Genomic DNA, 12,546 nt, shown 5'->3' with positions numbered 1-12,546 from the left:
TCAGCGTCTCTTCAGGTAACCGCTGGTGGAGCTGCGGCGTTGTGGGGGTGCAGCGGGTCGCGGTTGGGCCAAAGGTGCTGCAGGAGGCGGTGCGGGTAGCGACTGACGCGCCGCAACCGGTGCTGGTGTTTCGTCAACGTCGACGCGCTCGCCTTGTACGGGTTTGACGCCCAACACATCGTCGAACAAACCGGACTGAGCCAGCGCTTGGCGTACCCGCTCCCAGTCGTGTTCCTGGTAGCGGTTGATACCCAGGTAATGCGCCATCGCCAGGCAGTACACCATCAGATCGAGCGCTTCGTTGCGCTCGGCCTTGCCCTTGACCCACTCGATACGCTTGTAGCCTTTGACGTACCGGGCGACCTTGCGCTCGGCCACGCACTGGGCGAAGAACTCGTCCGGCAGGTCGTTGGCAAAGTGCAGCGAACCAGGGCCGTCCTCGAAGGCGTAGCGGTTGTAGATCCAGTCCTTCGCGGTGTCGGTACCGACAAACCACAGCTCGGCGCCGCCACGTTCGGTCTGGCCCTTCCAGGTCACGTCGACCATAGACGGCCGCTGAGCAATCACCGGTTTGCCGGGCTTGCTCGCACCCTTGATGGCGAAGATATTGCGCCAGCGCCGCACGCGGCAGAACTGGTACACCTCGTCGGTATGGTGACCGCCGGAGTCGACGCCCGTCGCCAGGATCGCCAGGGCTACACCGCAAGGATGCCGGTATCGAACCTTGAGTTTTTCATCCAACACCGCCCAGGTGCGCTCGTCGGCCGGGTCGCCCCAGATCACCTGGTGATCAACCACCCAACGCTCCATACCGACGCCGAAGCCCATCACCATCAGCTCAAGGCGGTTGGCCTGGACGTCGACGGCGCCGGTCAGCATCAGCACGCCCACCGGCATGCTACCGAGGGTGTAGACCTCCAGCCGCGCCCGAGCGACCAGCACTTCGGCCTTGGTTTGCTCTTGCGCGCTGTCCCAGACCTTGGCGAGTCGGGTGTTGTAGAACACCTGCATCAGGCCCATGTCGCCCTTGGCCTGGGCCTTCTTGGCGTCTTCGAACTCCTCGGCAAGCGAGGCCCAGTCCTTCCAACCAATCGGCGAGTACAGCGCGTTGAGGTGGAAGCCAACAGTCTTGCCGTCGCCGCTGCCATGGGCACGCCACTCGCCACGGGCGAGCATGTCGGTTTTGTGATGCTCCTCGATCAGCACGTCACATTCAGGCGCGGCGCACTGGTAGTGAACCGTGCGGTAGTCCTGGCTGTAGAGCAGCCGTTCCCATTCCAGTACCTGCATGTGCCCGCAGGTTGGGCATGGCACGTAGTAGTAACGCTGGTCGCTGGACTCGAACAGGTCCGCGATCCGCGAAGCGCCCTTGTACGTGGGCGAGCTGGAGAAGTAGATCTTGGCGTTGCGCCCGAAGTTTGTAGCCCGTGTTTCGGCCAGCACGACGGGGTCACCTTCCTGGCCGACATCGTTTTCCCATCGGTCGACCTCATCACCGTAGATGTAGCGTGCCGACAGCTCGGACAAGTTGGCCGCCGAGCCCGCCGTGGTGACGTACAAGGCGCCGCCCTCGAACTCCTTGGTGTCCATGGTGTTGCGGGCATCCCGCGAGCGGCTGGCCGCTACACGCTTCGCCAGTTCCGGGGTGGCCTTGATCGTCTTGCTGATCCGCCCGGAGACCCGCTTGGACAGGCTCAGGCTGGGCAACAGCGCCAGAATGTTGGATGGTGCCATGTGTATCAGGCCACCCATCCAGTTCAAGGCGATCTGCGTTTTCATCAACTGCGAGGCCACCATGGTGATGACTCGCCGGCACGGGTGAGCCGGCGACAGGCAGCGCATGGGCTCGCGAGCGTATGGGGTCCGTTCGGTCCGATACTGGCCGGGCTCAGGCGCGCCCGTGTCGCGCGGGATGCGCATGTACTCGTCGGCCCACTCGTCGATCCAGAGATCTGGGTCGGGTCGTAGCCCACGGAAATACGCCTCACGGTACGCACGGTCACCGTCAGGAAATTCCGTGGTCATAGGTCAGCTCGTCGTCATCGCTCGTTCAAGGTCGGAGGAGGACATGCGCTCAGCCTCTTCCAGTGATTTACGGAGTGTCGCCGTCAGGTGTTTTTCGATGTCCCAGGGGTCGGTCATCACGGCCAACTTGTGGGACAGCTGGGGCAGTAAGCCGAACAACTGGTCTCGCAGATGGCGCCCGGCGTTGTAGGCGCCCAGTTCGACGGCGTCCCTGGCGACCAGGGAGCCCTGGGCCTTGTGCAGCTCGATCTCGGCCAGTTGTGCCAGGTTGTGTTCGCGCATGGCGCGAGCCTTCTGGAAGTCGTGGCCCTTGGCGCCGACAGCAATAGGCTGCTGCGGCACAGCCGTGTTAGTCGGCTCGACCTGGGGGGACAGTTGGCTGTAAACGTCGCGCTGGATCCGTTCCTGCTGGTGTCGAGCAGCGACGGCGGCCTTGCTGGGGTCGGCGGTTTCGAGGATCAGCGCTTCGGTTGCCAGCACGTCCACCATCTTGCCGTCGGGCGACAGCACCAGGCGGTTGTTGCCTTTGAGCCAAGTGATGTAGCTCGGCGTCCTGCCGATGCGAGCCGCAAAAGCGCTTTTAGACAGAAAGAGTGAATCCGTCATAAGCCCTCCTTTTCAACGGCTTTTCAATGGAAACCTTTCAATTTCAATGGATTGAATTTCAGTAAGCTGGCAGCCCTCCCGCTAACGCTTTCCCGCGGGTTTCATGCCCCGTACCCTCCGAATGCCCCCAGGGTCCCCGGTGGTTTTCGACGCCCCAAACCAGTGCGCCAACCCTACTCGTCACCTTCGGGGTAGAACTTCGAGGCCACGCGAGCGATAGGCCGTCTCCGGACCGCAAAGGCGGGGGCTTAGGCAAACTCCCGCAGCGCCTCTTGGAGGCGCCTGACTTTCACAATGGCTTCAGCATTACTTTCGCGTTCAGCCTCAACTGAAAGGGCTACCTCTTCGATGCGGCCGGCCAAAGCTTTCATGCGCGTGCTGAACTCGTCAGAAAGACTCACCACCTCTCCAGACAGTGCAGCCAACACATCCAATGCGCCCTCGGGCTTCTTGATCGAATCAACGGTCTGCTTGGCTACCTGAGTCACGGCCTGGTCCTTTCTGAGTTTTGAGGTTGCTGCGTCACGCTGAAACTTTCCTGATACCGGCTCACGGATCAGTCCGGCATCTTTGAGTTCGCCAAGCGCGCGGCGTATTGCAGGGGCTGCGGCACCAGTGGCTTTGGCTGCCTGAGTGGCGGCGTGGATAGCGGGAACGCTCCAACTCGTTTGGATCGGTACATAACCGAAAACTTTCTGGGCAATAGAAGACTGCCCGGCGAGTATCTGCTGCTGCCTGGATTCGTTCATGTCTGAAGACCTGCTTAACGAGTGGATGGATGCTATTCAGCACTATTCGACTGGGAGGTGGTTTCGCATACGCCCAGCCGCTTGGCGGCCCAGCGTTCGTAAAGACCGATAGCGACATCAGCACCAGCCATCGCGGTCAGGCAACCCAAGCTGCCGGCCGTCCAGATCGTCATGCCCGCGCCGATCATCAGCATCATCGCCGACACCCCGCAGACAATGCAGGCACCGGACCGAAGCGCAAGGCGTCGCAACAATGCCCAGCCCCGCGCCCCGTCTTTATCTGCTCGCCACATTTCACCGGATACGCCGCCGACCAAGGCCAGGACGATCACTAACCAGATCGGCATCTCTGCCAGCGCTTGCTGCTCATTTGTCATGTTGTGCCTCAAGTGAAAGAGCGCGCCAAACACAAAAAGAAAACCCCGCCGGAGGGCAGGGTTTTCTGTGTCGAGGCGCTTGCCAGGACGGTGCACAGCACGTGCTCGGGGTAAGCGCCGAGGCGCAGAATTCATATCGTGGTGACTTTTTACCCCCTGAGTACGGAACCGAAAAGAGGGCATTTTCGGTTAACCGACTCGACGCAACTTTGACGCAACTTTGAGGAGACTTTGAGGTAAAGCGCCCCGACCAGCGGTAAGCCACTTACGTGCGTCTTTGCGCTCGGCCAGCACCTCAAAGAGTCGCACATGAAGACTGTGCACAAGGTCGTAGTAGGTTTGCTTCGCCTTGGACACATACCCCAGCTCATGCATTTGCGAAATCCAGGTCGGTGCCGGGTCGTCGCCGTAGCGCAAGACCGCCAACTGTTGCAGCCTTTCTCCCCGCCCATCTTGTCGAGCGATCTCGGAAAGAGCCGCACCGATTTCCTGAGCAACTGCATCAGGCCCCGCACCTGCCCCCATAATGATCCGAGATCCGGGAGCGCCGCGCGGTGCACATCCGCCCCACTCCATGATAGTTGCCATCGGGCTACCCATCCCCCCCACCTCGCCATTAGTCCGAAGTTGCTCGCCCCAGTGCTTCAGCAGCACTTCCATCGCCTCGATCATCGCCCTACCCCCCGAAAAACCGAACCCAACACAGAAAACCCGTTACCCAACACAAACCCAACACAAATAAATTCCTTTAAAATCAATACTCTTATCAACTTTGAGTTGAGTGTGTTGGGTTTGTTGGGTTTTTCTGTCCTCGCATAAGAAAAAATGCTTACCGTTGTCTTCAGTGCAAATAACGTCACGCATGCGCGCCCGCGACGCCAAACCCGACACACCCAACACAAAAGCCGGAAGCCCACGCAAACAAAGGACTGAAACTGTGTTGGGTAGCCAAAACCAACCCGACACACACCCGACACACCCAACACACTTTTAGGCGTATTCATGCGGCAGCCGCCTTAATGTGGTCCCAGCTGTCCACATTCCAACCTGCCAGCTTCGCCTTTGCCCGCCAGGCGACGACCATTACACCCAGCTCGGCCGACTTCAGTGATGGGGGCGGGGAAGCCTCCTGATCAACCGGAAAGAAGAACGCGCCAAACTTACGATTATTCCCATCGGTCCAAGGTATCGATCGCGTTTTTTCCACTTCGGAATTGATGAACAGCGAGAACTTCGTCTGACTCATTACGTGTTCCTTGTTGCGCTGACACCACTCCAGGAACAACGAATAAAGGTCAGTGGAAAGACACGGCCCCCAGAGTCCTTGACCCAGCTCGCTGTATTTCCACAGGTGTAGGAACGTCTGCCAGCCGGCCCGACTCAAGGCCACCAGGCGTTCACGGGCGTCAGTGGATGGCGGGCGCGTTCGCTGATTGAAGTCGCCCAAATCAACCGACAACAGCCAGCCATAGAGAGCTGCGACACCGCCTTGCTCCAGCTCCCGGCCAATGGCTTTTTGGCGCGCCACCGGCAAGGTATCCAAGGGCCAGACAACCAGCATTCGGCGATCGCTGTCACTGATCGGCCATGGCATGATCTCGTTACTCAAGAACACCGCGTTCATATGGTTGGACTCCTCCCAGCCATTGATGAACTTGGATTCCATCCGCACCGTTTTTCCCGTCACCAGGTGTTTGATTTTGCCCACCTGGTTGTAACGCTGATCGCGGCTGACCACCTCTTCGAAAACGGCCCAAAGCTTCCGGCTTTGCCAGGCGTTGAAATTGCTTTCCAACTGAGTCTGTCCGACTGTCGCGGCGTACTGGCCGTACAACTTGCCCATGGTATCGGCGAAAAACAGACTCTTACCCGAGCCCTCCATGCTGGAGTGCATCAGCACAGCGGTATCCATCTTCGCGCCCAGGTGCTGCAGCGGAAACGCCAGCCAGCGAGTCAACCAGAGCGCCGCATTTTCATCGTGGTTACATAGAAACGAGATCAGCCACCGTAAGTTGGCACATGCGGCATCGTCCCTTAGCGGCTCCAGGGGCAGACCATCAAAGGTATTGATGTAGACGCTCGGGTCTTTGGTCATCGTCGGGTCAAAGACAATGTGGTCAACATCAACCACCCGCCGTTCGCTGCTGTTCAACCACAATGGGTACGTGTCACCGAGGGCCATTTTCACAGCACCCTCGGCAACACGGCGTTTCTTCTCGCGATCCCAAACGTCCTTGGTGCCATCGATGTACACGTAACGCTCGGTTGGCGGCATCCCGAAGGCTCCGACCTTCTTGCCCGCCATCCGCCGCGACTGCTCGATGTCGCGCACATGGTCATCGGATATCAGCTTGCGGTGCTCGGTATCTTCCGCCCATTGTTTCGCCAACGGCTTGCCGACACGCGCTTCGAATGCCGACTTCTTCATCACCCGCGACTGATCGAAATCCCACACGTGAGTGGTGCCTTCCACCAGCGCATACCGTCGAAGGATCTGTTCAAGCGTCAGCACCTCCCCCCCGTCAGAAGCCGGAGCGGCCTCGCTGGCTTCGTCCGGCGCACAGCTCGGCTCGCTCGGGTCACCAGATGGGGCCGGGGGAAGATCACGCGGGTCCGGGCGCGCCGCGTGCTGCATACCCAACATGCGAGCGGCGTCCTTCACTGCCTTCGACTGGTCGCCATCGTGATCCAGCAGGCAAAACACCTCAAAGGCGTCATTCTGGTGACCGTTGGCCAGCGGATCCGCGCCGTGGTGCGAATAGACCTTGCGGTCGGTGACCGTAACACCTGGTAGCCCGGTGCTGCTGTGTGGATACAGCCATTTGCTACCGCGTTTTATATAATCGTGGGCACGCAACAGCTCTTCCACATCGTGGCACCGGTTGAACTCATCAATAACCGACGGTTTACCGTCAGCGGGTGGAGTACGCTTGATAGGTTTCGCGGCGGGCTTCTTCGGTTTTGGCGCCCAAGGGCACGCGGCCTCGGCGTTGCGCTTGAACACATCCCAACTCTGCCAAATGTTCAGCAGCTCGTTGGTAAGCACCGGCAGACCGTCAGCAGCATTCGGCGGCGTGCGCCAGGTGTACGGTTTGCCTGTGCCCGGGTGAATCGATGGCGGGAACACGTCCTGCACCAGGCCCGCACGAAGTTCAAACACCGTGAAGCGCTTGTATTCGTCAGCCTCGGCCTTGGCCGCCACCTCACCGACAGAATCGCCCTGCTCTTTAGCGGCCTTGGCCTGCGCCATCAATCCTTTGTGAATAGACCCGTCGGGGTCTTTCTCGTTGGGCCAGGAAAGAGAGTGGCGAGTCAGCTCGATGTCATCCGGCATTTTGAACAGCACGCGGAACCGCAACGGATTACCCACGATGGTCGGATAGACCACGGCCATTGCATCCAGATCGAGGCCCATCTGGTCGAACAACACAAACCGCGTCCACTGCACATCGTCCACGTCCAACGAGCAGATACGGCTAGGCCCAAGCACTACGCCCAGGTTGTGGTTAGGGTTGCGTTGCCAGAATGCTTCGGCGGCAACCGGGTCGGTGATGTAACCGCCCGGTTTGTTCCAGCCCATGCCCTTTGGCGCCTTTTCGCCCGGGTCAATCGGGACCAGGGCAAGATTAAAGGTTTCAATGTAGCGGCGAGCCCAGGACGATATCGCTGTGCTGGTGGATTGCTCACTCATCGCCGCCGCTCCCGCAACCCCTGACAACTGACGCAGGTAGCACAACCCTGGATCGTCTGTTGACGAAGTAACGGGATGGGTTCGTCGCAATCCTCACAGAATTGCGCGCTGACAGAGCACGTCGGGCGCGGACGGCACGCCAATGCGTGCTGGCGGAAGCGTTCAGCAGCTTCGTTGGCCATATCGATATCATCAGACATTCTGGCGGGCCTCCATCGCTTCTTTGGCCCCGGCCATAATGCCCAGTACCGCGCGGATCACGTCGGCGCCGTGCTTCTCCAGGCATTCAACCTCGTGTGGCTCCCAAATGTTGTCGGCAGCACCTTCATGCATGCTGGAAACAAACAGACCTGTTTGGTGCAACACTTTGCTGACAGCCAGCAAGGCTTCCTTGGTCGGCGCCGCCGCTTCCGGCTTGTACCAAACCATCCCTGCAGGACGCATCAAGGCATCCAGCAACAAGGGGTTGGCCGTCAGGCGTATCACCTCTTCCAACTCATCCGGATCAAGCCAGCGCTGTTCGAAGTCGTGCTTGACCTTCTTTTGCAGACTGTCGTAGTCCATCACCATATCGAGCGCCAGTGCGGTGACACCGCCATGGAAGTCATGCGCTGCGCGATAGATTGCCTTGCGAAGTGAAAGAACCGGCGCGATGGCCGGTGACTGTTCTGTTCGACTCATAACCGTAAATTCCCCGTTTACGGTCTAGTCATAGAAACGGGCACGCCCTATCCTACGACCACGACCGATGTGCATGTGCTGTATGTCGTCGTAGCCGGACTGGGGGATTCTTTGGTGAGAGGCCCCAGTCCGGCACCTTTTCTTATGCTGCGTGAAGCGACTGAATATCTTCTGGTAAACAGAACACATCTGGCCTTAACCGAATTCGGTCTATGCCCGTTAACAGTTCAACGCGAAGTACAAGCTCCGCAGGTACCTCGCCTTTCTTGAGCCAGTACGACACAAGCTGCTGAGACACTGGCTTTCCAGGCGCCGAGATAAGTCGAGCGAAAGCCGACTGCCCTCCAGCCTTCTCAATAGCTTCAGCAAAGGCATTTCGCATGGATTCAGAATTGCTCATAGCAGCCTCTTTACGTCGTGACAGACGGAATTTACGTGTTTTTTTGTTGGACCTCAACGTGTTTTTACGTTTGATAAGCTACAAATTTATTTGTAGCCTCTGCTAATGATCGATCTCAATACATACCCAAGCCCTGTAGCCAAGATGTTCAAGGCCCGACGCCTTGAGCTGGGCATGACCCAGGACGAACTGGCAACCAAAGTCAGCCGCCTGCTACCAGATGGCGAGCGCCTTTCTCAGCAGTCATATGCGGCTTTTGAGCGTGGAAAATCACAGACGTCCAAGTACTCGATACAAATTGCACGGGTGCTTGGCATAGAACTGGATCGACTTACCAGCCGGGATGCCCCCCATCACCAACCTTTAGAATTCTCTGAAAAGGCGCTTGAAAACCGCGCCCTGCTTCTTGGCCCGATTGATGTCTGGGATGACGACACGCCGTTAGATGACGATGAGGTAGAGGTGCCTTTGCTAAAGGAAGTAGAGCTTTCGGCAGGGTCTGGAAGAGTTTCAATTCAGGCACACAGCAAAGCTAAATTGCGATTTGGAAGCATCACACTTCGAAAAATGGGCGTCCAACCCGAAAACGCAGTGTGTGTCTCCATTTACGGAAATAGCATGGAGCCTGTACTACCTCACGGAAGCACTGCGGGAGTCGACAGGGGTAAAACGTCTATAAAAGATGGAGACATATACGCTCTCGACCATAACGGCCATCTGCGAGTGAAGCTTTTATATCGCCTCCCCTCTGGCGGTATACGGCTTAGAAGCTTCAATAGAGATGAGCATCCCGACGAGGAATACACCCCAGAGCAGATTCAGCTCCAAGACATCAATATCCTAGGTCGTGTCTTCTGGTACTCAGTTCTTCGATAGTGACTCATACAAAAAAAAACCCGCCGCGAGCGGGTTTTTTTGTGGGCCACACAAAACAAAACAAAAAATACTGTTGTTAAATACGTGTTTTCTTGTAATCTTAGTTTGCACCTCTCACCAAGGATTACAGCTATGCAAACCACACAGCACAGCAACACCCGCTGCCCGGTTTACCTTCACCCGGCGGCGGCAACCAGCCCCGGCGCCGTAGAACGCATCCAGCGAAGCACTGGCCTTCTGGTCATCGTCAACCTGGGTTGCGCCACTATTGCGCGCGCCCCTGCAGTGGTTGCCAGCGATGACCAGGGCCCATGGGGAGGCAACGCAGCATGAAGCCTCTTCTGATTGGCCTCACTGGCCGTGCCCGCTCCGGCAAGTCGACCGCAGCCGAGCACCTGGTTGGCACTTACCTGCTGGAGCACTACGCATTCGCTGATCCGCTCCGCGATGGCCTGATGGCGATCTTCAACCTCGACCCTACCGACTTCGAAGGCGACCGCAAGGAGCAGCCTCTGGCCTGGCTGGAGCGTTCGCCGCGTCAACTGATGCAGTCGATGGGTACCGAGTGGGCACGCAATACCGTGCACCCAGATGTCTGGGTGAAGCTCGCCGAACAGAACCTCGATTACATGACGAAGGCTCTCGGGGCGGTACTCGGCTTCGTTGTCAGCGACGTGCGCTTTGAGAATGAAGCTGACCTCATCAGGCGCCGAGGCGGCACGATCGTTCACATAAGCCGGGCCGACGCCCAGGCCGTGAATCCCCACGTCAGCGAAGCCGGTGTCGCGGGCACCAAGCATGACCTGTTGATGTTCAACAACGGCACTATCGAGGAGTTCTTGCGTTCGCTTGATGAGGTATTCCTCATGATTCGGGAACGGCAGCAACAACCAAAACAGCTGTCTGCCTGAGGTCGCTGCCATGAACCGCACCCTGGATCAAACAGCTGCTTTGCTCGGGCTCAAGCCCCGCGCCTTCCGCACCAGGTTGCGGGAACTCGGCGTGATTAATTCATCCGGCGACCTGGCCGCAGCGCACCGCGAGCGCGGCTTCCTGTTCTCCGACCCACGTAGCCGCTGGAATCCAACACTCAGCAACTACACCCACTACTCCGTGGTGATGGTCAAGGAAGCGGGTGTTGAGTGGATCGCCAAGAAGCTGGACATCACCATCACCAAGAAGGACGCAGCAGCATGAAGACGCCGAACGCCATCAACTCCGCTGTAGGCGCTCTGAAATTGGTGCCGATGTACCTCAACCACCCGACGGTGATCAGCCGCGCCACGCTGATTGGCGCCTCAGCCGAAGCTGTCGCATTGCTGGAGTCATTGCCCTGCGTGTCGGTCGAGTTGGCCGAAGTGTTCCGCTGCGTTGACGCAGTGATAGCAGAAGGTCAGGTCGCTTACGTGACGCCGGTCAAGTGCCCGGAATACCCATACGGCGCCGTCGTCGCAGACGCCCTGGGCAACGTCCTGGCAGCGGCCAAGGGCAAAAGCAAAGAAGGCCTCGCCGAATTAATCCGCCTCAAGCTGGTGCCTCAAAAGGAGGGGCATGGGGAGGAACGCGCGTGACCACAACCCTGGAACAACTCCGGCGCCAGTTCGCCACACCGTGCCCAACCTTGACCGCCGTGCGCGAACAATACTTCACGCACATCCGCACCGACCGCTACCTGCTGAGCGAAATCAAGGCCGGTCGGATTGCGCTGGTGGTCAAGCGGCTGCACTGCTCGGCCCGAGCCAAGCCAGTCGTTTACCTGCACGACCTGGCTGACTACCTAGACGCCCAAGCGACGAAGCAAGCGGCCTGATTCAAACGGTAGCCCCTGCCGACCAGGGGCGACACAGCCAATGAGGCACAGCACATGAGCACCAAAGCACGTCCCTTTATGGACACCCTGCGCGACATCGAGGCCGGCGGCCTGCTGGACGAACTGACCGAGGCACAGCACAGCCTGATCGACGCCATACGCATGACCGGCAAAGGCGGCGACCTGACTATCAAGCTCACCTACAAGCCTGATGGTGGCGGCCAGATGACCGTGAAGGCTGACGTTAAAGCCAAAGAGCCTGTTCTGGCTCGCGGCACGTCCCTGTTCTTCCTCACACCCGAAGGCAACATCACCCGTCGCGACCCACGCCAACAGGAAATCCCGCTGCGCAGTGTCGAGGACGAACCCGGGCCTGGAGCTTTGCGCCAGGTCAGCCAGTAACACCCGCCCCACAAACCTCTCACCAAATCGTCATCAACTGGAGCACATCCAATGCAACAAGCCCTACAGCACCTGGTCACCCTGGCTCAGTCCCTCGGCAAACCAATCGAGGTCCCGGGCATCCCTGCGCCGCTGGCACTCGTACCGAACGGGGTCAGCATCGAAAGCCTGGAACACCTGCTGCCTGCACCTTCACGCATCAAACAGAAGCTCACCGTGCTTGATGCCGAGTCGCTAATCAGTTACGTGAATCGCTTTTCCACCCAGGCCACGGCAGTGTTTTGCAACGGCCCCGACGGGCGAACTTTCATCGCGGTCATCGACTATCACGATCCAGCGGCACCCGCCTGGCGCGAACACGTTGCAACGTACCGCTGCCCGACCACCGTTGAATGGGGCAACTGGAAGGAAAAGGATCGAAAGCGCATGGACCAGGCCACCTTCGCCGAATTCATCGAAGACAACGTGAAGGACATCACCCACCACCCCGAGCACGCTAACACCCCAAGCGCTGCTGACATGCTCGAAATCAGCCGCACCCTGGAAGCCAAGAAGAACATCACGTTCCGCCAAGGCACTCGCCTCGACAACGGCCAGGTGCAACTGACCTACAACGAAGAAATCGACGGGCGCGCCGGCGAAGCTGGCCAACTGCGTATCCCCGAAGAATTCTTCATCGCGCTCAAACCATTCCTCGGTGGCGACGCCTTCTGCGTCCCCGCCCGTTTCCGCTACCGCATTCAGGAAGGCCGTCTGGTCATGTGGTACGAGCTGGTGCGAGCCGACAAGGTGCTTGAAGAGGCCTACAACGCCGTTCGCCAAAAGATCCAGAGCGCAATCGGTGACGTTCCTCTGTACGAAGCCACCCTGTAACTAAACCCCATGCAACATCCTGCCGCCGGCCTCTCACCAAAAATCCCGGCGGTGGG

The 12,546-nt window shown here is 58.8% G+C and carries 17 protein-coding genes; 8 read left to right on the top strand and 9 right to left on the bottom strand.

Annotated features, from left to right (window positions below):
- From BW43_RS09535 to BW43_RS29615, 9 genes are all read right to left on the bottom strand, one after another.
- Positions 1-2,025, bottom strand: coding sequence for a phage terminase large subunit family protein (locus tag BW43_RS09535; RefSeq protein WP_032888603.1), 2,025 nt, complete (start codon positions 2,023-2,025; stop codon positions 1-3).
- Between the two features lie 3 nt (positions 2,026-2,028).
- Entirely contained in the window at positions 2,029-2,631 is a 603-nt protein-coding gene (locus BW43_RS09540) for a hypothetical protein (RefSeq protein WP_032888601.1), read from the bottom strand.
- 248 nt (positions 2,632-2,879) lie between these two features.
- Positions 2,880-3,380, bottom strand: coding sequence for a hypothetical protein (locus BW43_RS09545; RefSeq protein WP_032888599.1), 501 nt, complete (start codon positions 3,378-3,380; stop codon positions 2,880-2,882).
- A 32-nt stretch (positions 3,381-3,412) separates the two neighbouring features.
- The gene (locus BW43_RS09550; RefSeq protein ID WP_032888597.1) at positions 3,413-3,757 is read right to left on the bottom strand and encodes a phage holin family protein; all 345 of its coding nucleotides are present in this window, start codon (positions 3,755-3,757) and stop codon (positions 3,413-3,415) included.
- A 189-nt stretch (positions 3,758-3,946) separates the two neighbouring features.
- Positions 3,947-4,429 carry a hypothetical protein gene (locus BW43_RS0127625; RefSeq protein WP_032888595.1) on the bottom strand — a complete coding sequence of 161 codons (483 nt, stop codon included), beginning with the start codon at positions 4,427-4,429 and terminating at the stop codon, positions 3,947-3,949.
- A 328-nt stretch (positions 4,430-4,757) separates the two neighbouring features.
- Positions 4,758-7,448 carry a DUF5906 domain-containing protein gene (locus BW43_RS09555; RefSeq protein WP_032888593.1) on the bottom strand — a complete coding sequence of 897 codons (2,691 nt, stop codon included), beginning with the start codon at positions 7,446-7,448 and terminating at the stop codon, positions 4,758-4,760.
- Positions 7,445-7,630: a TraR/DksA C4-type zinc finger protein gene (locus tag BW43_RS28440; RefSeq protein WP_371260738.1), complete on the bottom strand. Its 186-nt coding sequence runs from the start codon at positions 7,628-7,630 to the stop codon at positions 7,445-7,447. The genes BW43_RS09555 and BW43_RS28440 overlap by 4 nt, the downstream gene beginning before the upstream one ends.
- A 10-nt stretch (positions 7,631-7,640) precedes the next feature.
- Positions 7,641-8,129, bottom strand: coding sequence for a phage regulatory CII family protein (locus BW43_RS09560; protein WP_032888591.1), 489 nt, complete (start codon positions 8,127-8,129; stop codon positions 7,641-7,643).
- A 142-nt stretch (positions 8,130-8,271) separates the two neighbouring features.
- Entirely contained in the window at positions 8,272-8,511 is a 240-nt protein-coding gene (locus BW43_RS29615; protein WP_177326450.1) for a YdaS family helix-turn-helix protein, read from the bottom strand.
- Between the two features lie 123 nt (positions 8,512-8,634).
- Between BW43_RS29615 and BW43_RS09565 the strand changes: the two genes are divergently transcribed.
- From BW43_RS09565 to BW43_RS09600, 8 genes are all read left to right on the top strand, one after another.
- Positions 8,635-9,405: a S24 family peptidase gene (locus BW43_RS09565; protein ID WP_032888587.1), complete on the top strand. Its 771-nt coding sequence runs from the start codon at positions 8,635-8,637 to the stop codon at positions 9,403-9,405.
- 132 nt (positions 9,406-9,537) lie between these two features.
- Positions 9,538-9,738, top strand: a complete 201-nt coding sequence (locus BW43_RS09570) for a hypothetical protein (protein WP_032888585.1) — start codon at positions 9,538-9,540, stop codon at positions 9,736-9,738.
- A complete protein-coding gene (locus tag BW43_RS09575; RefSeq protein ID WP_032888583.1) occupies positions 9,735-10,316 on the top strand; it encodes a deoxynucleotide monophosphate kinase in 582 nt (193 codons plus the stop codon). Before BW43_RS09570 ends, BW43_RS09575 begins: the two co-directional genes overlap by 4 nt.
- Before the next feature lie 10 nt (positions 10,317-10,326).
- Complete coding sequence (locus tag BW43_RS09580; protein WP_032888581.1) at positions 10,327-10,602, top strand: hypothetical protein; 276 nt, start codon at positions 10,327-10,329, stop codon at positions 10,600-10,602.
- Positions 10,599-10,976, top strand: a complete 378-nt coding sequence (locus BW43_RS09585) for a hypothetical protein (protein ID WP_032888579.1) — start codon at positions 10,599-10,601, stop codon at positions 10,974-10,976. Before BW43_RS09580 ends, BW43_RS09585 begins: the two co-directional genes overlap by 4 nt.
- A complete protein-coding gene (locus BW43_RS09590; RefSeq protein ID WP_032888577.1) occupies positions 10,973-11,215 on the top strand; it encodes a pyocin activator PrtN family protein in 243 nt (80 codons plus the stop codon). Before BW43_RS09585 ends, BW43_RS09590 begins: the two co-directional genes overlap by 4 nt.
- Before the next feature lie 54 nt (positions 11,216-11,269).
- Entirely contained in the window at positions 11,270-11,617 is a 348-nt protein-coding gene (locus tag BW43_RS09595) for a hypothetical protein (RefSeq protein WP_032888575.1), read from the top strand.
- 51 nt (positions 11,618-11,668) lie between these two features.
- Entirely contained in the window at positions 11,669-12,490 is an 822-nt protein-coding gene (locus BW43_RS09600; protein ID WP_032888573.1) for a YfdQ family protein, read from the top strand.
- Positions 12,491-12,546 lie beyond the last annotated feature (56 nt).

This window comes from Pseudomonas sp. RIT357, from assembly GCF_000632245.1.
GTDB lineage: Bacteria > Pseudomonadota > Gammaproteobacteria > Pseudomonadales > Pseudomonadaceae > Aquipseudomonas > Aquipseudomonas sivasensis.
This window is presented reverse-complemented; position numbering and strand designations above follow the sequence as displayed.

Coding starts and splice junctions, on each gene's coding strand:
- BW43_RS09565 (WP_032888587.1), top strand. CDS start 8,635: ATGATCGATCTCAATACATACCCAAGCCCTGTAGCCAAGATGTTCAAG.
- BW43_RS09550 (WP_032888597.1), bottom strand. CDS start 3,757: ATGACAAATGAGCAGCAAGCGCTGGCAGAGATGCCGATCTGGTTAGTG.
- BW43_RS09580 (WP_032888581.1), top strand. CDS start 10,327: ATGAACCGCACCCTGGATCAAACAGCTGCTTTGCTCGGGCTCAAGCCC.
- BW43_RS09600 (WP_032888573.1), top strand. CDS start 11,669: ATGCAACAAGCCCTACAGCACCTGGTCACCCTGGCTCAGTCCCTCGGC.
- BW43_RS09570 (WP_032888585.1), top strand. CDS start 9,538: ATGCAAACCACACAGCACAGCAACACCCGCTGCCCGGTTTACCTTCAC.
- BW43_RS09540 (WP_032888601.1), bottom strand. CDS start 2,631: ATGACGGATTCACTCTTTCTGTCTAAAAGCGCTTTTGCGGCTCGCATC.
- BW43_RS0127625 (WP_032888595.1), bottom strand. CDS start 4,429: ATGATCGAGGCGATGGAAGTGCTGCTGAAGCACTGGGGCGAGCAACTT.
- BW43_RS09555 (WP_032888593.1), bottom strand. CDS start 7,448: ATGAGTGAGCAATCCACCAGCACAGCGATATCGTCCTGGGCTCGCCGC.
- BW43_RS29615 (WP_177326450.1), bottom strand. CDS start 8,511: ATGCGAAATGCCTTTGCTGAAGCTATTGAGAAGGCTGGAGGGCAGTCG.
- BW43_RS09575 (WP_032888583.1), top strand. CDS start 9,735: ATGAAGCCTCTTCTGATTGGCCTCACTGGCCGTGCCCGCTCCGGCAAG.
- BW43_RS09560 (WP_032888591.1), bottom strand. CDS start 8,129: ATGAGTCGAACAGAACAGTCACCGGCCATCGCGCCGGTTCTTTCACTT.
- BW43_RS28440 (WP_371260738.1), bottom strand. CDS start 7,630: ATGGCCAACGAAGCTGCTGAACGCTTCCGCCAGCACGCATTGGCGTGC.
- BW43_RS09585 (WP_032888579.1), top strand. CDS start 10,599: ATGAAGACGCCGAACGCCATCAACTCCGCTGTAGGCGCTCTGAAATTG.
- BW43_RS09535 (WP_032888603.1), bottom strand. CDS start 2,025: ATGACCACGGAATTTCCTGACGGTGACCGTGCGTACCGTGAGGCGTAT.
- BW43_RS09545 (WP_032888599.1), bottom strand. CDS start 3,380: ATGAACGAATCCAGGCAGCAGCAGATACTCGCCGGGCAGTCTTCTATT.
- BW43_RS09595 (WP_032888575.1), top strand. CDS start 11,270: ATGAGCACCAAAGCACGTCCCTTTATGGACACCCTGCGCGACATCGAG.